The 19,153-nt window shown below is 68.4% G+C and carries 19 protein-coding genes; 11 read left to right on the forward strand and 8 right to left on the reverse strand.

The annotated features are described in order from the left end of the window. Nucleotides 1-150 precede the first annotated feature (150 nt). The gene (locus tag LDL49_RS16905; RefSeq protein ID WP_225292014.1) at nt 151-618 is read left to right on the forward strand and encodes a cupin domain-containing protein; all 468 of its coding nucleotides are present in this window, start codon (nt 151-153) and stop codon (nt 616-618) included. A 94-nt stretch (nt 619-712) separates the two neighbouring features. Here LDL49_RS16905 and LDL49_RS16910 read toward each other — a convergent pair whose 3' ends face one another. Then, nucleotides 713-1,966 (reverse strand): ATP-binding protein, encoded by a 1,254-nt coding sequence (locus LDL49_RS16910; RefSeq protein ID WP_225292015.1) that lies wholly within the window; start codon nt 1,964-1,966, stop codon nt 713-715. After that, complete coding sequence (locus LDL49_RS16915) at nt 1,954-2,550, reverse strand: Uma2 family endonuclease (protein ID WP_225292017.1); 597 nt, start codon at nt 2,548-2,550, stop codon at nt 1,954-1,956. Before LDL49_RS16915 ends, LDL49_RS16910 begins: the two co-directional genes overlap by 13 nt. Nucleotides 2,551-2,608: 58 nt before the next feature. On the opposite strand from LDL49_RS16915, the gene LDL49_RS16920 reads away from it, so the two are divergent. From LDL49_RS16920 to LDL49_RS16930, 3 genes are all read left to right on the forward strand, one after another. Beyond that, nucleotides 2,609-3,778, forward strand: coding sequence for a helix-turn-helix domain-containing protein (locus LDL49_RS16920; protein ID WP_225292018.1), 1,170 nt, complete (start codon nt 2,609-2,611; stop codon nt 3,776-3,778). A gap of 97 nt (nt 3,779-3,875) precedes the next feature. Continuing rightward, nucleotides 3,876-4,232 carry a hypothetical protein gene (locus LDL49_RS16925; RefSeq protein WP_225292019.1) on the forward strand — a complete coding sequence of 119 codons (357 nt, stop codon included), beginning with the start codon at nt 3,876-3,878 and terminating at the stop codon, nt 4,230-4,232. Nucleotides 4,233-4,282: 50 nt separating this feature from the next. After that, a complete protein-coding gene (locus tag LDL49_RS16930; protein ID WP_225292020.1) occupies nt 4,283-4,513 on the forward strand; it encodes a hypothetical protein in 231 nt (76 codons plus the stop codon). A gap of 154 nt (nt 4,514-4,667) precedes the next feature. On the opposite strand, the gene LDL49_RS16935 is transcribed toward LDL49_RS16930, so the two are convergent. Further along, entirely contained in the window at nt 4,668-5,570 is a 903-nt protein-coding gene (locus LDL49_RS16935) for a GNAT family N-acetyltransferase (protein ID WP_225292021.1), read from the reverse strand. Nucleotides 5,571-5,912: 342 nt separating this feature from the next. Then, nucleotides 5,913-6,623: a 2-phosphosulfolactate phosphatase gene (locus LDL49_RS16940; protein ID WP_225292022.1), complete on the reverse strand. Its 711-nt coding sequence runs from the start codon at nt 6,621-6,623 to the stop codon at nt 5,913-5,915. A gap of 172 nt (nt 6,624-6,795) precedes the next feature. Here LDL49_RS16940 and LDL49_RS16945 point away from each other — a divergent pair, with 172 nt between their 5' ends. After that, nucleotides 6,796-6,963: a hypothetical protein gene (locus LDL49_RS16945; RefSeq protein WP_225292023.1), complete on the forward strand. Its 168-nt coding sequence runs from the start codon at nt 6,796-6,798 to the stop codon at nt 6,961-6,963. A gap of 391 nt (nt 6,964-7,354) precedes the next feature. Here the strand turns inward: LDL49_RS16945 and LDL49_RS16950 are convergent, their stop codons facing one another. From LDL49_RS16950 to LDL49_RS16960, 3 genes are all read right to left on the reverse strand, one after another. Further along, nucleotides 7,355-8,452, reverse strand: a complete 1,098-nt coding sequence (locus LDL49_RS16950) for a branched-chain amino acid aminotransferase (protein WP_225292024.1) — start codon at nt 8,450-8,452, stop codon at nt 7,355-7,357. A gap of 215 nt (nt 8,453-8,667) precedes the next feature. Beyond that, a complete protein-coding gene (locus LDL49_RS16955; RefSeq protein WP_225292025.1) occupies nt 8,668-9,714 on the reverse strand; it encodes a 3-isopropylmalate dehydrogenase in 1,047 nt (348 codons plus the stop codon). Between the two features lie 180 nt (nt 9,715-9,894). Beyond that, complete coding sequence (locus tag LDL49_RS16960) at nt 9,895-11,103, reverse strand: ROK family transcriptional regulator (RefSeq protein ID WP_225292026.1); 1,209 nt, start codon at nt 11,101-11,103, stop codon at nt 9,895-9,897. A 99-nt stretch (nt 11,104-11,202) separates the two neighbouring features. On the opposite strand from LDL49_RS16960, the gene LDL49_RS16965 reads away from it, so the two are divergent. The 5 genes from LDL49_RS16965 to LDL49_RS16985 are packed head-to-tail and all read left to right on the forward strand — an operon-like array spanning nt 11,203 to nt 15,914. Then, nucleotides 11,203-12,303 carry a sugar ABC transporter substrate-binding protein gene (locus LDL49_RS16965; RefSeq protein ID WP_225292027.1) on the forward strand — a complete coding sequence of 367 codons (1,101 nt, stop codon included), beginning with the start codon at nt 11,203-11,205 and terminating at the stop codon, nt 12,301-12,303. After that, the gene (locus tag LDL49_RS16970) at nt 12,303-13,022 is read left to right on the forward strand and encodes an ATP-binding cassette domain-containing protein (RefSeq protein WP_225292028.1); all 720 of its coding nucleotides are present in this window, start codon (nt 12,303-12,305) and stop codon (nt 13,020-13,022) included. Before LDL49_RS16965 ends, LDL49_RS16970 begins: the two co-directional genes overlap by 1 nt. After that, entirely contained in the window at nt 13,019-14,203 is a 1,185-nt protein-coding gene (locus LDL49_RS16975) for a sugar ABC transporter permease (protein ID WP_225292029.1), read from the forward strand. Before LDL49_RS16970 ends, LDL49_RS16975 begins: the two co-directional genes overlap by 4 nt. Beyond that, nucleotides 14,200-15,075: an ROK family protein gene (locus tag LDL49_RS16980; protein ID WP_225292030.1), complete on the forward strand. Its 876-nt coding sequence runs from the start codon at nt 14,200-14,202 to the stop codon at nt 15,073-15,075. The genes LDL49_RS16975 and LDL49_RS16980 overlap by 4 nt, the downstream gene beginning before the upstream one ends. Nucleotides 15,076-15,104: 29 nt before the next feature. Continuing rightward, the gene (locus LDL49_RS16985; RefSeq protein WP_225292031.1) at nt 15,105-15,914 is read left to right on the forward strand and encodes a class I SAM-dependent methyltransferase; all 810 of its coding nucleotides are present in this window, start codon (nt 15,105-15,107) and stop codon (nt 15,912-15,914) included. 478 nt (nt 15,915-16,392) lie between these two features. On the opposite strand, the gene serA is transcribed toward LDL49_RS16985, so the two are convergent. Further along, entirely contained in the window at nt 16,393-17,982 is a 1,590-nt protein-coding gene (gene serA / locus LDL49_RS16990) for a phosphoglycerate dehydrogenase (protein ID WP_225292032.1), read from the reverse strand. Nucleotides 17,983-18,221: 239 nt separating this feature from the next. Here serA and LDL49_RS16995 point away from each other — a divergent pair, with 239 nt between their 5' ends. Next, complete coding sequence (locus LDL49_RS16995; RefSeq protein WP_225292033.1) at nt 18,222-19,076, forward strand: hypothetical protein; 855 nt, start codon at nt 18,222-18,224, stop codon at nt 19,074-19,076. The last annotated feature ends 77 nt before the right edge of the window (nt 19,077-19,153 follow it).

A 19,153-nucleotide genomic window follows, 5' to 3' on the forward strand; every position in this document is an offset into this window, starting at 1 on the left:
ACAACGCTGTACAGGTCCACTGGAGCCGTTCCTTCCCGCCGTCGTTTCGAGAGTGAGACCACTCCCGCGCCTGAAACTCATCGGCGACTCCGGTTTCCGCAGGGAGCCTCCTTGACGGCCGCTCTGATGCCGTCAGCCGATAATGCAGAGATGATCGATAAGCAGATGCCGGGGCCGCGCCCCATACTCCGCCGTCCCGAGGACGGCGAGCTGATCGATGTGGCTGGAGTGGCCCACTTCTTCCGGTTGACAGGTGAGCACACGGGCGGCCGCTTCGCGTTCGAGGAGTTCACCCTGGCGGGAGGCGTGATGGGGGCCCGCCCGCACGTACATCACGAGCACGACGAGTATTTCTACGTCCTGCGGGGCGACCTGACCCTGCACCACGGCGACGGGGAGGTGGCGGTCGGCCCCGGGCACCTGCTCGCCGCGCCGCGCGGAACCCCGCACGGCTTCCGCAACGCCGGCACCGAGCCTGTCCACGCCTTGTGCCTTTACACGCCGGCCGGGTACGAGGGCTACTTCCGCGAGGTGCACGCGGCCGTGGCGGGCGGCGCGGAGGTGACCGACGAACTGCTGGCGGAGTTCCGGGCCCGCCACCACACGACCTCGCTTTAGCCGCTGCTGGGTACTGCAGTGACGGTCGGCCAAGCCCGCGCGAGACGTCGGGTGCTCGGCGCGGGCTACGGCGGGTGATCGCAGTCCGGAAGTGCTACCTGTCCCAGAGGGCGCTGAGGGGCAACGCCGTCAGCCGATCTCCGAAGGAGAGCGACCTCACTCCTGTGTAGAAGACGAACCCGTGCACGAAATCATCGCCGAGACTCTCGCGTAGAGCGACAAGGCCCTTGAAATCATCCTGATTCACAGAGTCGGTGGCCTTGGCCTCCACACCGACCACCCGTCCATTGTTTCGTTCGAGTACGAGGTCCACCTCAGCGCCCTGGCTGACCCTCCAGTGATGGAGTCCGACGCGAAACGGCGCCCACGTGGCCTGCTTCGCGATCTCGTTGACGATGAACGACTCGACAAGGGGACCTCGCGCGGGCGAGACCCTGGCAGCCAGGCCGTCCGCGTCGACACCGATCAGATGAGCGGCGAGGCCGGTGTCGGTGACGTGGAGCTTGGGACGACGAACCGACCGGGCCACAAGATTCCGCGACCACGCCGGAACCTGACGAATCAGAAAGACGGTCTCCAGCAAGCCGATGTAACGGGTGACCGTACTCCGATGGAGTTGGAGATCGTTGCCGACCTTGACGAAATTGGGCTCTTGCGCCGTACTCGCCGCGGCGAGGTTGAGCAGTTGCCGGAGACTGCTCGGCTCGTCGACTCTCGCCATCTCCCTGATGTCCGTGTCGATGACCGACTGAACGTAGGCCCGGTACCACCGGTCTCGGGTGAACTCCGATCTCATCGCGACCGCCTCCGGATAGAAACCTCGGCAGATCAGTTCGAAGTAGTCTCTGCGGCTGTAGTCGCTGAGTGACGAAGAGCGCAACGCTGCAGGATCGTTGAAGGCCGTCACAAGAAAGGACTCGCCCGTTCCGGCAAGCTCCTCCTGAGCAAAGGGCCAGACCTCAAGGATCCCCGCGCGACCGGCAAGCGATTCGCTCAACGACGGCGTGGACAGAAACCTCGTGGAACCCGCCAGAACGAACTGCCCCCGCTCAGCCTTCCGATCGACCTCCGCCTTGATCGCCAGGATCAGGTCGTCACCGCCCCGCTGAATCTCGTCGATCATCATCGGACGCGACCCATCCGCGATGAAGACAGCCGGATCGGCCTGCGCGGCCGATCTCAACGGACCGTCATCCAGAGTGAGGTAGGTTCCCCCTCCCCCCTTGTTGAGTTGGTGAAGCAGGGTGGTCTTGCCTGACTGCCTCGGTCCATTGACGATCACGACTCTGAAGGCGTCGAGGAACTCCTCGGCATGGCCGGTCACCCGGCGTGAGATCAACTCGGACATGGCAGCTCCTCCCTGCGACGATCGACACCAGCGTAAGGCCCAACCGACATTTGACGGCACAAAAAACCGACAGACTGCAGAGGGCCAACCGACATTTGACAGGACGAAAAACCAGCAGACCACGGGCCACCTACCGACGCTTGAGACGACGGATGCGGCGCCCGGCAGAGCGCCTGAGGGCCTGGTCGAGGTACGAACGGCTGAGCGTAGGCGATCGACGGCGAGGGCCACTCGGCGCGGAGCCGTTCGTCCCGCTCGCGGTCCAGGCACCGGTAGAGGGCGGCATCGGGTCGCCGGTTGAGCAACGGCTGATCTCCCAGGCGCAGATCCACGCTGGTGTTCACGGCGACACACTCGTGGCCCTTGCTCATCGCCTCGCGAGCATGGCGTTCGAGCATGTTGGCCAGCCGCCGAGCGGCGGTCTGATGATCCGGGGTAGGTGTCGCGCAGTAAGCCACGTAGCCGTCGACGATCTCGATGGCTTTGGCGATCTCCTCCGGAAGCGCCTCATACTCCTCAGCGGTGACCGGCATGGGCTGAGGACGGATGTTGAGAAGCCAACTGTCATCCAGTAGAGCTGTCATTCGGCATCCCCTCGCCACCGTCAGCCCCCGCTCGGCGGCCCGTCTTTAGCATGGATTCATGGCGACGATAGGCGAACGCGTTCGCAGCGTCCGGAAGCGCCGGGGCTTGACTCAGCAGGGCCTGGCTGACCTCGCCGGCGTATCCGCCTCGCTTATCCGCAAGCTGGAACAGGACGCGCGAAAAGACGTGCGCCTGGAGACGCTGCGCAAGGTCGCGGTGGCCCTCAAGGTGCCGACGACGTCGCTCATGGCCCGGCTGGACGCTGAGCCGGCGGACGAAGAGACACTCCACCAGTGGGCGCCGGTACGGCGGGCACTCTACGGTCTCGACGGTCAGCCCACAGAGGCGCCGACGCCAGAGGGCCTGGGCGATGCCTTGGGAGCGTCGATGCCGCTGTGGAAACAGGACCGCTACTCGCAGATCGCCGCCATGCTGCCCGTGATGCTCAGGGACGCGAACGCGCTGGTAGAAGTGGACCTGTCACAGCGTCACGTACGAGGCAGGCTGCTGCACCTCGTCGGCTGGCTGATGACCCAGACACGCCAGTTCGACGAGGCCGAGTTCGCGCTGTCCCGGGCCATGGACGACATGAACGACTCCCTGGACGCGGCAGCGACGATCAGCACACATTGCTGGCTTCTCCTGCGTCAGGGCCGCCTCGACGAAGCCCGCCAGATGGCGACGCGCTGGGCCGATGACGTGGAACCTCGTATCTCCCGCGCGACACCGCACCAGCTGTCCGCCTGGGGCTGGCTGCTGCTGCGGGCCTCCGCCGCTGCCATCCGCGACAACCGGCCCGGGGAGGCGGACGACACGATCCGCCTCGCGCGCACCGCCGCTGTGGCTATGGGCCGTGACCTGACGCCGGGCGATGACTTCCTTCGCACCTTCGGGCCGGTGACTGTCGCGATGAAGCGGGTGGAGAACGCCATGATCGAGGACCGGCCGGACAAGGTCCTCCAGCTCTCCCAGACGATCCACCTCACCGACCTGCGTCCCACCTCGAACAACCGGAACCGGCATCTCCTCGACGTGGCCGAGGCGCACCGCCGCATGCATCGGCAGAGTGAGGCCTTTGAGATCTTGCAGGGTGTTCGGCACGATGCCCCGGAGTGGATGACGAACCAGAGCTATGCCAGAGACATCCTGAAGGGGATCATCGGCAGACGGCGCACTCTCACCGATGAAATGTGCGATCTCGCGGACTTTGTGCGACTTGAATACTGAGTTATGGCACCGCTCGTGTCACTTCCGCCGCAGGCCATCAGGAGGTGACACGAAATCGCACTTCCGAGCCTATTCGGCCTGCTCATAGCGTTGCAGCATGCATCCGGCCTCCATGGGTTCCCGTCCCATCAACGCACACGGGAAATCGCCGGTCACGCCGTCGCGCGCCGCTAAGCGATTGAGCGATGAATTGGCGGCACTGGGAATCCGAACCGATATCCAGGAAGGACACGGGCTTGCTCTGGTGTCCGTATGGGTCGATCTGGTGGTCTGGACCGACGGCTGGTGCTATCGCTGGTGGTCTGGGCGGAAATCTGCGCGCAGTGGGCGATGGGTCTACGCGCTCACTCCGGTCGACGACCCGGTAATCACTGCTGGTCGAGTCGCTCTTCGATACAAAGATCTCCGCCAGAATCATCCGCTGTCCGCACTTCTGATGGGCCACTCATCGTGATCGACTCAGCATGCCTGAGTCCGCACCTGCCTCTGCCGCAACAAGATCACATGCAGTTGGTCTGGCACCCGCCGTTCTGCGGGGTGAGCCAGGTCCGCGTCCTGGCCTGGACCTGTGAATGCCGCGCGACGTTCTACGAGCTGTGCCAGGCCGGCGGCCAGTCCTTCATCCGCCGAACGCTCCAATGCGAGCGCCAGCGTGAGATCAAGGAGACCTTTCGCTGGCCGCTACGCCAGGCCCATGACGTGTGGGCCGCGCTGCTGTGCGGAGAGGCACGGTAGGTCCGGCTTCACCGAGTCATGGGCCTCCGGGCAGGCATCTCGCGCATTCCATCCGGCCAACCCCGGCGAAGCGCTGGGAAGGCCGTCCGAGCGGAGCGAGGTCGTTCAGGGGGCAGGCGGTAGCCCGATCCGGAGCGGAGCGGAGGCCCTTTGATCATGTGTTCCTCTCTACCACGTAGTAGGTCTTGCGATGGAAGCCGGTCACCGTGGCGCCCTCCTCCATGAGGCCGCCCAGCACGTCGCGCACGGCGTGCCGCCACGCCTTGGCGGCACCGGCGTCCACCGCGCGCAACCGCTCGATGTCCTCGGGGACGGCGACCAGCACCACGCGCCCGTCGGTACGGCCCTCGGCCGGGCGGACGCCGTCGTCGCCCAGCCCGACCACGGCGTCCTCCGGCACCGCCAGCAGGTACGGCACCCGCCGGACCGCTGCCTCGACCAGCGGATCGGTCAGCGGCCACACGGCCAGGATCCGGTCGGACTCGTCGTCCTGGTTGATGGCGTCGGCCATCACGCCGTAGAAGTTCGGCAGGTACTCCGCCGGCCGCGCGCCCAGCTTGGCCAGGTTGAAGTGCGCGTTGCGGCGGACCAGCGGGTCGTAGGTCCAGGTGATCCGGGAGATCCCGCGGTCCAGCGCCCACAGCCGCTGGTGCAGCTTCAGCTCGAAGCCGATGCCCTGTCCCGCCGCCGCGCCCGTGGTATTCGAGTGCAGGGTCGAGTCCTGCCCGAAGAAGCCCACCGCCGCCCCGACCATCCGGTCGCCGTCGAAGGCTCCGGAGACGTAGTTGCCCACGTGGGTCAGCGCCCGCATCAGCCCGGCGGTGAGCGGCGGCCGGCTGTCCGGCTCGAACTTCCAGATCCGCTCGAACAACTCCTCGACCTGCTCGAACTCCTCGTTCGCATGGAGTTCCCTGATCATGGCCGAGATCGTCCTTGTCGAGTAGTCGAACCCGGCGATCCCCGACACGGGCACGCGGCCGCCGTCGCCCACGGTGGCCGCGTGCACGATCTGTTCCCCGAAGGTCGATCCGCTGAGGATCGCGCGTCGCTCCGTCACCCGACGAACGCTAGGAGGACCAGGGGTGATACGTCCAATACGCGCTGGACGATGAGTTGATATCTGTAGACGTATGGCCGCCCCGAACTTCCCCTGCCACGACTGCATGCCTTCGTCGTGGTGGCCGACGAACTCCACTTCGGCCACCACCGCTGGCGTCCAGCAGCAGGGCCAAGAGCAGCGCCCGCTGCCGGCCGGTCAGATGGACGCGTCTCGGCATCGCGCAGCCGCCGCAACAACCCGGGCCAGCCGCCTGCCGCCGCCCCGAACCACCGCCACCGAGACATGCAGTTGCTACCTCATACCCGACAGGGCACTCGCTGTCGCATGCTGAAGCAGCGATCAGATCGGGTCCTCGTCAGCCAGCGAAGGCATCGAGTGTGGACGCAGGACCATGAGCGAGTCTTCCAAGGTCGCCACCATGGCAAAGGGGAACCGGTCGAGCTCAAGACAGAGTGCGACGTCATCAGGACGAACTCCTTGACGTACCCCCTCTGCCTGCTCGGCGGCGGCGCGCGAGGCGACAGCGCGGCGGAGGAACTCAGCAGCATCCGTTCCAGCCTCGGTGGCCCTCCGAGCGATGTACTGAGCACACGCCAGATCTTCATCGGCCTGGCCATCCTCGCCAGTGACCACGAACGTGACACTGCCACTCTTGCGCGTCCGCAAGAGCCGAGCCGTCGCCTCCGCCACCACGAAGCTGGCGCACAGCACCAGCGACGCCTCCTTGACCGCAAGGGCGCCGACCGTCCCTGCCGTGGTTTTCTGCACAACAGTCCGTCCGCCAAGGTCAAGAGACCGCAGCAGGGCCGGCGAGTTGACGGCGTCGAACCCGGGGGCGGGCGGACCGTCTTTGAGCGCCACCCAATCCCGGTGGTGAGCCTTGAGCTCCAGGGCTTCGTCCAGCGACTCAGCAAGGACGATCTTTTCCGCTCCCTGGGCAAAGGCCCAGGCGGCCACGGTGAAAGCACGCATGACGTCGACCACGACCGCCACGGACGGGGCTTCGACCAGATCGGGGATGCCAAGGAAACGAGTGTCCATTCCGGTCATGATTGCGTATGCCAGGCCCGAAGCACCCAGACAGAGATACGCATCACATCGACGGTCTCGGACCGCAATACCTCTGGCCGCCTGCGTCACGAAAGTGGTCCGCGACGACGCGCATGCTTAATCGCCACAGGGCGTCACCCGCGCACGGCCTCTGCGGACACATGACACACCAATGCTCGCCGCCACCGGCACCCTGACCAGGCTGTCGGGCCTGGCACAGCTCGATCTGCCGTGGCTGTCCGGGCATCAACTCGCTCAGCGGATCGCGGTCAGTGAGCTGAAGTGGACCGGCATGGAATTGCACCCGCACATCCCGGGCGTTGTGGCAACGACGCTGTGATCTGCTGAAGCGGCTGGACTCGGTACCTCGAGTGCTCGTGCACGGCGACATCTCTCGCGCCACCTCATTGCCGCCAACAATCGTGCCGACACCGTGGTGGTGGACACCGCGCCATGGGCCTCCGGCCAGGCATCCTGTGTATTCCACTCGGCCAACCCCGGGCGAAGCGCTGGGAAGGCTGTCCGAGCGGAGCGAGGTCCTCCAGGGGGCGGGCGGTAGCCCGCCTGGGAGAACGTCCGGAGCGAAGCGGAGGCCCTTTGTAGAAGGGTGGGCGTCAGACGGCCAACCACCCGAATCGGGTAACGGGTGGGCTGGAGAAAGACGCCCGGAGCGTAGCGGAGGCCCTTTGTGGGTGGGCGGCGAACGGCCGGCCACCCACGTCTACGGGCTGTTAGCTGATCTTGTGGACCCAGCCGTGGGTGTCGGGGCGGGAGCCGTACTGGATGCCCACCAGTTCCTCCCTGATCCGCATCGTCACTTCCCCAGGGGTGCCGTTCCCCACGGTCCACGAGCGGTCCGTGCCCTTGACCGAGCCCACCGGGGTCACCACTGCCGCCGTCCCGCAGGCGAAGACCTCCGTGAGCTCGCCCGACTCGCAGCCGGCCTGCCATTCCTCCGTCGAGATGAGGCGTTCCGACGCCTCCAGGCCCAGGTCGGCAGCCAGGGAGAGGATGGAGTCGCGGGTGATCCCCGGCAGCAGGGTGCCGGTCAGCGCGGGGGTGACCAGTTTGTTGCCGAAGACGAAGAACAGGTTCATCCCGCCCATCTCCTCCACGTACCGGTGCTCGTGCGCGTCCAGCCACACCACCTGGTCGCAGCCCTGCTCGACGGCCTGCCGCTGGGCGACGAAGGCGGCCGCGTAGTTGCCGCCGCACTTGGCGAAGCCGGTGCCGCCGGGGGCGGCGCGGGTGTACTCGGTGGAGAGCCAGACGGAGACGGGCTTGACGCCGCCGGTGAAGTAGGAGGCCGCCGGGGAGGCGATGACCATGTACCGGTAGGTACGGGACGGGTAGTTGACGCCGAGGCCGACCTGGGTCGCGATGATGAACGGGCGCAGGTAGAGGCTGTGGCCCTCGGTCGTGGGGACCCAGTCCTTGTCGGTCTGGACGAGGACTTCGAGCGACTCGACGAACACCTCTTCCGGAAGCGAGGGCATCGCCATGCGCTCGGCCGAGGTGTTGAAGCGGGCGGCGTTGGCGTACGGGCGGAAGGTGGCGATCGAGCCGTTGGCCTGGCGGTACGCCTTGAGCCCCTCGAACAGCTCCTGCGCATAGTGGAACACCGAGGTGGCCGGGTCGAGCGACAACGGCCCGTACGGCTCAAGCCGGGCGTCGTGCCAGCCCTCGCCCTCGGTGTAGTCGATCGACACCATGTGGTCGGTGAAGGTCTGCCCGAACCCGGGGTTCGCCAGTACCTGCTCCCGCTCGGCCGCAGTGCGAGCGTGGTCGGATAGCTGCACGTCGAAGCTGAGCTTCTGAGCGATGGTCATGACGGAGGTCCTTCTCTCTACGGTCCTGGACAATCTCTGCGGTTCTGGACAGTCTCTACGGTTCGCGACAGTCACTGCTATGAGCAGTCTGTACTTCCTAGTGTCTCGCTATTTGGGATGGCAAGGGGCCAATGGGGTGATTTGGCCGTTTAGACGTGAAAAAGCGCCCGGCGGTCCTCATGTGGACCGCCAGGCGCTTGGGGAGCTGGGCGGCCCTAGCTCGATACTCGCGCGGTGATGTCGTCACCGATCTCGTGTGTGGTCCGGCCGGCCCAGCCCGCCAGGCGCTCGACGATGTCCTCGGCGACGGCCTGCTCGACCCTGGCCGCCTCGGCGGACAGGCCGAGGTGCTCCAGGAGCATGGCGACCGACAGGATCGTGGCGGTCGGGTCGGCCTTGCCCTGCCCGGCGATGTCGGGGGCGCTGCCGTGCACCGGCTCGAACATGCTGGGCGCGGTGCGCTCCGGGTTGATGTTGCCGCTGGCCGCCAGACCGATGCCGCCGGCGATCGCCGCGCCGAGGTCGGTGATGATGTCGCCGAAGAGGTTGTCGGTGACGATGACGTCGAACCGCTCGGGCTGGCTCACGAAGAACATCGAGGCCGCGTCGATGTGGCAGTAGTCGGTGGTGACCTCGGGGTATTCCTCCCCCACGCGGTTGACCGTGCGCTGCCAGAGGTCACCGGCGTAGGTCAGGACGTTGGTCTTGTGGACGAGCGTCAGCTTCTTGCGCGGGCGGGACTTGGCCTTCTCGAACGCGTAGCGCACCACCCGCTCCACGCCGTAGGCGGTGTTGAGCGACTCCTGGGTGGCGATCTCGTACGGCGTGCCACGGCGCATCACGCCACCGGTGCCCGCGTAGAGGCCCTCGGTGCCCTCGCGGACGACGACCATGTCGATGTTCTCGGTGGGCGTGTCGGCCAGCCGGGTCTCGACGCCGGGGAAGAGCTTGACCGGGCGCAGGTTGACGTAGTGGTCGAAGACGAAGCGGAGGCGGAGCAGCAGGTCGCGCTCCAGGATGCCGGGCGGCACGCTGGGATCGCCCACGGCGCCGAGCAGGATCGCGTCATAGCCGCGCAGCTCTTCGAGCACGGCGTCGGGCAGCGTCTCACCGGTACGGTGATAGCGGGCGGCACCCAGGTCGTAGTGGGTGGCCTCGATCTTGGTCCCGACTGCCTCCAGGACCTTCAGCCCCTCGGCGACGACCTCGGCGCCGATGCCGTCTCCGGGGATGACGGCCAGGCGAATATTCCGCGACTCCATGTGCGTACCTTACCCGCTTGTCTCGACTGTCGAGCACGACATCTCACGTCTTGGACAAGACCTTTTCGTTCCACAAGACTGGCTCGCCGCAGACGGCCGGCTCCAGGGGCCTCGCCGCAGGCGGTCGGCCCCAGGCGGTCAGTCCCAGACCGTCAGTCCCAGACCGTCAGTCCCAGGCCGTCAGCCCTGTCTGGCGTCGAAGATCAGGTCCCACGCCCTGGCCCGGGCATGGGCGACCGCGCCCAGCAATACCCCACTGTCCCCCAAAGCGCTGGCGACCACCACCGGCCGCAGCGGACCCAGCTCCGCGATCCGATCCTCGATCGCCGCGCCCAGCAGGTCCAGGTTGCGGCCCACCCCGCCGCTCAGCACGATGACCTCCGGATCCAGCACCGCCGCCACCGCCACCAGGAGTCCGCCGATGCGGCGCCCTTCGGCCTCCACCACCGAGCGGGCCGCCGGATCACCGGCCGCCGCCACCGCGAAGACCTCCTTGGCCGTCTCGAGGTCCAGCCCGGCCGCCCTGGCCGCCCTCACCACGCCAGGAGCCGAGGTCACCGTCTCCGTGGCCCCGTGGGCCAGGGCGTCGTCCGTAGGGGGCGAGTCCGTGGGGACGTAAGAGGGCGAGTCCGTGGGGATGTAGGAGGGTGAGTCCGTGGGGACGTAGGAAACCTCTCCCGCCGCTCCCCTGGCTCCGACATAGAGCTCGCCGTTGATGACGATGCCCATCCCGACACCCGTACCGATGGAGACCAGGGCGAAGTTGGCCTTGCCGCGCCCCTCCCCGTACGTGTGCTCGCCGACCGCCGCCAGGTTGATGTCGTTCTCGATGACCAGCTCGACGTCGAGCGCCGACCGGAGGCGACCCGCCAGGTCGGGCGGGCCCGGCAGGTTGGGCGCGAAGTCCAGGCGGCCCTGGGCCGGGTCGTAGACACCGGGCGAGCCGACCACCGCGCAGGCGATCACCGACCAGTCGAGCTCGGCCTCCCTGGCCGCGGCGCGGCAGAGGTCGCCCACGAGGACCGCGAGCTCGGCCGAGTCGCGGGCGGTGTTGCGCCCGTCGGTCCGGCCCGCGAACGTGCCGCGCAGGTCGGCCACGGCGACGCGGATCCAGTCGCGGCCGATGTCGATGCCCGCCACGTGGGTGGAGGCCGCGTTCATGTCGTAGAGCGAGGTCACCGGGCCCGGCCGGCCCGATACCTCGCCGACCAGGTGCACCAGCCCGTCTTCCTCCAGCCCGGCGAGCGCCGCCGAGACCGTCGGCTTCGACAGGCCGGTGATCTTGGCCAGATCGGCCCGTGACGCCGGGCCGTTCGCGTGGAGCTGGTCGAGCAGCCGACGCTCGTTCAGCACCCGCAGCAGCCGCGGATTACCCAGCCCACCCCGCATCTTCAGCCCTCCTCGCGCCAAACTCTAGCCAACGGCCCTGGTAGTAAACTAGCTTTCTTACCAAACAGCGAGGCGGGCCCACCGAGAGGACGATGTGCGATGGACCGAGCATGGCGACTGATTCCGGCCGCGGCGCTCTTGCTGACCGCCGCCGCCTGCGGAAACTCCACCGGCACCGGCGGCAGCACGGCGAGCGCGAGCGCGAGCGCCGGAGCCGCTTCGAAGACGATCGCCCTCTTCCTGCCCGAATCCAAGACCACGCGGTATGAGGCGTTCGACCGCCCGCTGTTCGAGGCGAAGGTGAAGTCGCTCTGCGCCGACTGCAAGATCCTCTACAGCAACGCCGAGCAGGACGCGGCCAAGCAGCAGCAACAGGTCGAGGCGGCCCTCACCCAGGGCGCGAACGTCCTGGTGCTGGACGCCGTCGACGCCAACGCGGTGGCGCCGCTGGTCAACCAGGCCAAGCAGAAGAAGATCCCGGTGATCGCCTACGACCGGCTGATCTCCGGCATCGACTACGCGTACTACGTCTCGTTCAACAACGTCCGGGTCGGTGAGATGCAGGGCCAGGCCCTGCTCGACGCGATGAACGCCAAGGGCACGACGTCCAAGGGACAGATCGTGGAGATCCACGGCGCCCCGACCGACCCCAGCTCGGCCGACTACAAGAAGGGCGCCAAGAGCGTCCTGGACGGCAAGGTCAAGGTCGGCAGGGAGTTCGACACGCCCGACTGGAGCCCCGACAAGGCCCAGCAGCAGATGGAGCAGGCGATCACCGCCATCGGCCGGGACAACATCGTGGGCGTGCTGTCGGCCAACGACGGCATGGCGGGCGGCGCGATCGCGGCCATGAAGCGCGCGGGCTACAAGCAGCTGCCGCCGATCACCGGGCAGGACGCCGAGCTGGCCGCCGTGCAGCGCATCCTCACCGGCGAGCAGTACATGACCATATATCTGGACATCAGGGCTGAGGCGGAGAAGTCCGCCGAGCTGGCCGTGGCCGTGGCCAAGGGCGAGCAGCCCGCCGCGACCAGCAAGGTCAACAACGGCACCGTGGACATCCCCGCCTTCCTCCTCGACCCCATCGCCGTCACCGCGGACAAGGTCAAGGACACGATCGTGAAGGACAAGTTCTACACGGCCGACCAGATCTGCACCGCCGAGGTCAAGGCGGCCTGCGCGAAGGCGGGCATCCAGTAGTGCTCTCCGCGACAGGCATCTCCAAGCGCTACGGCGCGGTCCAGGCGCTCGACGGCGCGAGCCTCCACCTGCGACCCGGCGAGGTCACCGCCCTCATGGGCGACAACGGCGCGGGCAAGTCCACGCTGGTCAAGGCCATCTCGGGGGTGGTCGTCCCCGACGAGGGCACGATCACGCTGGACGGCACGCCGGTCAGGATCGCCAACCCGCACGACGCGCAGGCGCTCGGCGTCTCGACCGTCTACCAGGACCTCGCGCTCTGCGAGAACCTGGACGTGGTGGCCAACCTGTTCCTCGGTACGGAACGCCGCCGCTGGTCGCTGCTGCGCCACATCGCGATGGAACGCGCCACCCGCGACCTGCTCCAGCAGCTCGACGTGCGCATCAGGGACATCCGGGTGCCCGTCGCCATGCTGTCGGGCGGCCAGCGCCAGTCCGTGGCGATCGCCAGGGCGCTGATCGGCGAGCCACGCCTGGTCATCCTGGACGAGCCCACCGCCGCGCTGGGCGTGGAGCAGACGGCCCAGGTGCTCGCGCTGATCGGGCGGCTGCGCGACCGCGGGCTCGCGGTCCTGGTCATCTCGCACAACCTGGCCGACGTCCGGGAGGTGAGCGACCGCGTGGTGGTGCTGCGTCTGGGACGCAACGCCGGCGACTTCGGTACGGCCGACACCACGCAGGAGGAGATCGTGGCCGCGATCACGGGGGCAGGACGATGACCGACACGCTGGCGCGCAAGCCGTACACGCCGAAGGTCGCCGTCGAGCGGCTGCGACAGGGCGACGTCGGCGCGTGGCCGGTCGTCGGCGGGCTGGTGGCGATCGCGATCGTCTTCAGCGCGCTCAACGACCGCTTCCTCGCGCCGGAGAACCTCACGAACCTGGCTCTCCAGATGGCCGCGACCGGCACGATCTCGCTGGGCATCATCATGGTGCTGCTGCTCGGCGAGATCGACCTGTCGGCCGGCTCGGTCAGCGGCCTGTGCGCGACGATCATGACCATCATGCACGTCAAGCAGGGCTGGAACCCTTTGGCGGCCATCCTGATCGCCCTCGCCGCGGGGGCGGGGATCGGGCTGATCCACGGGCTGATGTTCACCAAGCTGCGGATGCCGTCGTTCGTGGTCACGCTGGCTGGGCTGATGGGCTGGCTCGGGCTGCTGCTGTTCCTGCTGCGGCAGGGCGGCACGATCAACCTGCCGTTCACCGGGTTCATCTCGAAGCTGAGCGACACCTGGCTGCCGTCCTGGCTGTCGTGGCTGCTGGTGGCGGCCCTGGTGGTCGTCTCGGGCGGCTCCGCGCTGCTCACCCGGCGTCTCAGGCTGGCCGCCGGGCTGCCCGTCACTCCGCTGTGGTGGCTGCTGGTCAGAACGGGCGGGCTGGCCGTCCTGCTCGCGGCGGGTGTGGTCATCATGTCGGCCGACCGGGGCGTGCCGCTGCTGCTGATCATCTTCGGCGCGCTGGTGGTGGTGTTCGATCTCGTGCTCAGGCATACCGCGTTCGGCAGGCATGTGTACGCCGTCGGGGGCAACGCGGAGGCGGCCAGGCGGGCCGGGATCAACGTGACGCGCATCAGGATCCTGGCGTTCATGCTGGCCTCCACGCTGGCGGCGGCCGGAGGTATCCTGGCGGCCAGCCGGCTGTCGGCGGTCAACCAGCAGTCGGGCGGCAGCGACATCCTGCTCATGGCGATCGCCGCGGCGGTCATCGGCGGCACCTCGCTGTTCGGCGGCCGGGGGCGGGCCTATGACGCGCTGCTCGGGGTGCTGGTGATCCAGTCGATCACCAGCGGCATGTACCTGCTCAGCGTCGACTCCTCCGTACGGTTCATGGTGACGGCCGCGGTGCTGGCCCTGGCCGTGGCGATCGACTCGCTGGCCCGGCGGGGAGCCGCCCAGTGAGCCGCGTGCTGGGCATCGATGTGGGCGGCACGAAGGTCGCCGTCGGCGTGTCCAGCTCCGACGGGCCGGAGATCGTCGAGCGGATCCGGCTCGACACCGGCGCCGGCACGCTCGAACGCGCCCTGGCGGCGGCCCGGGACCTGGACGGCGCGCCGGCCGCCGTGGGCTTCTCGACCTGCGGCGTCATCCGCGACGGCCGGATCTGGCTGGCTCCCAACGTGCCCGGCTGGGAGGGGCTGGAGCTGCCCCGGCTGCTGCGGGAGGAGTTCGGCGCGATCCCGGTGGCGATCGACAACGACGTGAAGGCGGCCGCGGCGGCCGAGCTGCGCTGGGGAGCGCTGCGCGGCGTGTCGGCGGGTGTCTACCTCAACCTGGGCACCGGGCTGGCGGCGGCGCTGGTGGTGAACGGCCAGGTGGTGAACGGGGCGCACGGCGCGGCCGGCGAGATCGGCTATCTCCAGGCCGTTCCGGGCGAGCCCGCCTTCGCCGACGGGCACGTTCCCCTGGAGGAGCGAGTCTCGGGAGGCGCGCTCGCGGCCCGGGGCACGGCCCTGCTGGGCCGCGAGACGACGGCGGCCGACCTGTTCGCCCTCTCCGCCTCGGCCCCGGACTCGGCGGTCGCGGAGCTGGTGGACGAGGCGATCGGGCTGCTGGCCATGAACGCGGCCAACCTGTGCGCGACCTTCGACCCCGAGTGTCTGGTGGTCGGCGGCGGCATGATGGGCGCGGCCGACCTGATCATGCCGCGCCTGACGGCAGAGCTGCGCCGGGCCGTACCCTTCCCGCCCGAGGTACGCCCGGCGCGGTTCACCGACGACGCCCCGCTGCTCGGCGCGCTGGCCCTCGCCCATGCAGCTTCACAGTCTTCATAAGTTCGTGAAACGGGTGTAGCTTCGACGGCATGGCTCCCGAAAAGGTGCGACTGGCCGCCGAGAAGGCCACGCTCCTCGCCACCCTGTACGGCAGGGCGCTGGACGCCCGCTCACCACATCCCCTGCTCGACGACCGCCTGGCGGCCGCGACCGTCGAGCGCATCGACCACGACTTCAGCCAGACCGGCATGGATGAGCGCACCGCCGCCTCGGTCGCGCTCAGGGCCCGCCACCTGGACGGCTGGGCCAGGGAGTTCCTCTCCCGCCACGCCGAGGCGACCGTGCTGCACCTGGGCTGCGGCCTCGACACGCGGGCCCACCGCCTGTACCCGCCGCCGAGCGTCGACTGGTACGACGTGGACTATCCAGACGTCATCGACCTTCGGCGGCGGCTGTATCCAGAGGAGCAGCGGACGATCGGCACCTCGGTCACCGACCTCGACTGGCTGAACCAGGTGCCCGCGGGCAAGCCGGTCCTGGTCATCGCCGAGGGCCTGTTCTACTACCTCGACCCGTCGGAGGGCCGCGCGCTGGTCAGGGCGATCGTCGACCGGTTCCCCGGCGGCCAGTTCGTCTTCGACGCGCTCAGCCCCTTCGGCCTGCGCTTGCAGAAGCTCAACAAACCGGTCAGGAAGGCCGAGGCCACGATGCGCTGGGGCATGGACGGCCCGGCCGACCTGCTGTCGATCAGCCCGAAGCTCCGCCTCGTCACCGCGATGAGCGCCTTCGACCTGCCCGGCCTCGGCCGCCTGTCGGCGTCGCATCGGATCTCGGCCGGGCTCGCCAAGGTCGTGCCCGGCTTCAGAAGGATGGCCGCCTTCTACCGGCTGGAGTTCTGAGCGCTACCCGCGGAGTTGGAGGGGCTAGCGGCTGGTGTTCTGCGGGGCGCCGCCGTTGTCCCTGCGGTCCAGGGCGGTCTGCAGGGCCTCGGCCGCCTCGTCGGTGGTCTCTTCGGCGGAGTTCCAGGCATACATCTCGTACATGTGTCTCATCTCATTTCGCGGGGCGTTGTGTGCTGTCAGTCGGACTCCGGTCACGAATCCGACCGGGCCTGAGCTCGTGGGGTCCGGATCGCGGACCGGACGGTGGGACTTACCGGTCGACGCAACGCCGCACACCACGGCGGGTCGTCGACCTGCCCTAACAGGCCCCGCCGCGGCAGGTAATAAGTACGAGAACCTGGCGCATCTTCCGAAAGAATACCTGGCGGTAGTTTGGCTGTCTCGTTGGACGTCCTACTATCTCGCATCCTGAGACAGAAAAACGGCCGCCGCGGAAGCGACAGCCGTTTTCTGGAACGCCCTAACGAGGCAGAGGTCAGTCCTCCAGGTCGACCGAGCGGCCGCTCTCGGCACCGATCTCGGTGCCGATCTGCTCGACCACGTCGGCCGGGATGGCGGAGTCGACCGTCAGCGCGATCAGCGCCTTGCCGCCCTTGGCGTCACGGGCCACCTGCATCGAGGCGATGTTGACGCCGTGCTCGCCGAGCAGGCGGCCGACGACGCCGACGATGCCGGGCCGGTCGGTGTAGGTGAAGAACGACAGATGCGCGGTCGGCTCGATCTCCATCTCGTAGCCGTTGACCTCGACGATCTTCGTGATCTGGCGCGGGCCCGACAGCGTGCCCGAGACCGAGACACGGCGGCCGTCGGCGAGCACGCCGCGCACGGTGACCACGTTGCGCCAGTCGGGGCTGTCGGAGCTGGTCACCAGATTGACGGAGATGCCGCGGTCCTTGGCGAGGAGCGGCGCGTTCACGTACGTGACCGAGTCCTCGACCACGTCGGTGAAGATGCCCTTGAGCGCGGCCAGCTCGATCACCCGGACGTCCTGCGAGGCGATCTCGCCGCGCACCTCGACGTCGAGCTTCGTGGCGACCTCGCCCGCCAGCGCGGTGAAGACGCGGCCCAGCTTCTCGGCCAGCGGCAGGCCCGGCTTGACGTCCTCGGCGACCGCTCCGCCCTGGACGTTGACCGCGTCGGGCACGAACTCACCGGCGAGGGCGAGCTTGACGCTACGCGCGACCTGGGTGCCGGCCTTCTCCTGGGCCTCGTGCGTGGAGGCGCCCAGGTGCGGCGTGACGACGACCTGGTCGAGCTCGAACAGCGGGCTGTCGGTGCAGGGCTCCTTGGAGAACACGTCGATACCCGCCCCGGCGACGCGGCCCTCCTTGATCGCCGAGTAGAGCGCGGCCTCGTCGACGATGCCGCCGCGGGCGACGTTGACGATCCGCACCGACGGCTTGACCTCGTGCAGCTCCTTGTCACCGATCAGCCCGAGCGTCTCCTTGGACTTGGGCAGGTGCACGGTGATGAAGTCGGCCTGCTTGATGACCTCTTCGAGGCTGACCAGCTTGACGCCCATCTGGTCGGCGCGGGCCGGCGGCAGGTAGGGGTCGTAGGCGATCAGCTCGACGCCGAACGGCTGCAGGCGCTGCGCCACGAGCTGACCGATCTTGCCCAGGCCGAGGATGCCGACGACCTTCTCGTCGAGCTCGACACCGGTGTACTTGGACCGCTTCCACTCGCCGTTCTTCAGCGCGGCGTGCGCCTGGGCCGTGTTGCGGGCGCTGGCCAGGATGAGCGCGACGGTCTGCTCGGCGGCGCTGGTGATGTTGGAGGTCGGGGCGTTGACCACCATCACACCGGCCTTGGTGGCCGCCTCGACGTCGACGTTGTCGAGCCCGACGCCGGCCCGGGCGACCACGCGCAGCTTGGGCGCCGCGGCGATGGCCTCGGCGTCGACCTGCGTGGCGGAGCGGACGATGAGCGCGTCCACGTCGGCGAGCGCGGGCAGCAGCTGCGAGCGGTCGGCGCCGTCGGTGTGACGGACCTCGAAATCGTTGGCGAGTACGGCGAGGCCTGCCTCGGACAGCTCCTCTGCGACCAGTACGACGGGCTTGCTCATGGAAGTGAATCCTTAGGGGCATGCGGGCGGGCGTTGAGGGACACCTCAGCGGGCCCCTCGGACCCCCCGAGTCTATCCGCGCTTGTGAACGTGTTCACGAGTGACCCAGGATCTGAGACAGCCGCCTCCGTACCCCGGCTCCCGGAAACTCATCCACACTGCTCCCATCTTTGTCTTGATCGGGGGATTTCTTGGCTATTAGCCTGATAAGCCGTGACCGACTACCTATGGTTCGTCATATGAGCATCGGGAATCCTGCGCTTGCCGACGTGCTCGCCCAGCGTGGCAGCCCACATCGCCTGCTGGCGGCGCTCGCTGACGGTGGGGTTCTGGTGGCAGTGCGACCAGACCGATCAGTCGTCCTGGGTACGACCCAGGCCGGCGACAGAGTGCTGCTCGGATACACGGGCGCGGCTACGTACGCCAGGCACCGCGGCAGTCACTCCCTCTCCGCCTGCGATCCGGACACGATCCTCGACATCCAGCGCGTCACGGGTGTGCGGGAGATCGTGATCGACGCGGCGGGGCCCGCAGCGGCGGCCGTGCCCATCGACGACCTGCAGCGCTTCCTCGCCTCGACGCGTTCGGGGCCCCATCCGGTGCTGTCGGGAGCCGTCCCCGCCGCGTACGCGACGGGCGCGATGGCCACCGTGTCACGGGGGGCCGCGCTCGCGCAGGTGGCACCGCGCTCGGCGGACGCCCCCTCGCTGCCCTGGATCCCGGCGCCGCGACCGCACCTGTCGGGGCCCATGCAGCAGGTCGACCCCGGCTACCGGCGGTGCACGCACCCGATCCTGCCCGCCCTGCGGCGGGCCATCGGGAACCTGCTCATGGACTACCCGCTCGTGCACCACGTCTGGATCTCCGAGGCGCGCACCGCCTCGGGGGCGCCGGGGATCATGCTGCACGTGAAGGTGCACATGTCGGCCGCCGAGGACGTGGTCCGTGACCTGCACCGCGGGGCCCGCGCCCGGCTGCCGCAGTTCGCGGCGAGCGGGGCGCCCATCCTGATGGCCCGGGTGGCGGACTCGCGCAGCGAGCAACGGATGATCGAGATCGGCGCCCACGTGGTCTGCGCGGACGTGATCGACTAGCCGCGACCCCTGCGGCCCGAGTTCGGCCCAGCCGTTGGCCCCGGCCGAAACCGGCCCAGCCCGTGGCCCGGCTGACA

Origin of the sequence: Nonomuraea aurantiaca (genome assembly GCF_020215705.1) — a bacterium.
GTDB classification, from domain to species: Bacteria; Actinomycetota; Actinomycetes; order Streptosporangiales; family Streptosporangiaceae; genus Nonomuraea; species Nonomuraea aurantiaca.

Excerpts from the sequence above, each read along its gene's own strand:
- LDL49_RS16905 (WP_225292014.1), top strand. The coding sequence starts at position 151 with ATGATCGATAAGCAGATGCCGGGGCCGCGCCCCATACTCCGCCGTCCC.
- LDL49_RS16910 (WP_225292015.1), bottom strand. The coding sequence starts at position 1,966 with ATGTCCGAGTTGATCTCACGCCGGGTGACCGGCCATGCCGAGGAGTTC.
- LDL49_RS16915 (WP_225292017.1), bottom strand. The coding sequence starts at position 2,550 with ATGACAGCTCTACTGGATGACAGTTGGCTTCTCAACATCCGTCCTCAG.
- LDL49_RS16920 (WP_225292018.1), top strand. The coding sequence starts at position 2,609 with ATGGCGACGATAGGCGAACGCGTTCGCAGCGTCCGGAAGCGCCGGGGC.
- LDL49_RS16925 (WP_225292019.1), top strand. The coding sequence starts at position 3,876 with ATGCATCCGGCCTCCATGGGTTCCCGTCCCATCAACGCACACGGGAAA.
- LDL49_RS16930 (WP_225292020.1), top strand. The coding sequence starts at position 4,283 with ATGCAGTTGGTCTGGCACCCGCCGTTCTGCGGGGTGAGCCAGGTCCGC.
- LDL49_RS16940 (WP_225292022.1), bottom strand. The coding sequence starts at position 6,623 with ATGACCGGAATGGACACTCGTTTCCTTGGCATCCCCGATCTGGTCGAA.
- LDL49_RS16945 (WP_225292023.1), top strand. The coding sequence starts at position 6,796 with ATGCTCGCCGCCACCGGCACCCTGACCAGGCTGTCGGGCCTGGCACAG.
- LDL49_RS16950 (WP_225292024.1), bottom strand. The coding sequence starts at position 8,452 with ATGACCATCGCTCAGAAGCTCAGCTTCGACGTGCAGCTATCCGACCAC.
- LDL49_RS16955 (WP_225292025.1), bottom strand. The coding sequence starts at position 9,714 with ATGGAGTCGCGGAATATTCGCCTGGCCGTCATCCCCGGAGACGGCATC.
- LDL49_RS16960 (WP_225292026.1), bottom strand. The coding sequence starts at position 11,103 with ATGCGGGGTGGGCTGGGTAATCCGCGGCTGCTGCGGGTGCTGAACGAG.
- LDL49_RS16965 (WP_225292027.1), top strand. The coding sequence starts at position 11,203 with ATGGACCGAGCATGGCGACTGATTCCGGCCGCGGCGCTCTTGCTGACC.
- LDL49_RS16975 (WP_225292029.1), top strand. The coding sequence starts at position 13,019 with ATGACCGACACGCTGGCGCGCAAGCCGTACACGCCGAAGGTCGCCGTC.
- LDL49_RS16985 (WP_225292031.1), top strand. The coding sequence starts at position 15,105 with ATGGCTCCCGAAAAGGTGCGACTGGCCGCCGAGAAGGCCACGCTCCTC.
- serA (WP_225292032.1), bottom strand. The coding sequence starts at position 17,982 with ATGAGCAAGCCCGTCGTACTGGTCGCAGAGGAGCTGTCCGAGGCAGGC.
- LDL49_RS16995 (WP_225292033.1), top strand. The coding sequence starts at position 18,222 with ATGAGCATCGGGAATCCTGCGCTTGCCGACGTGCTCGCCCAGCGTGGC.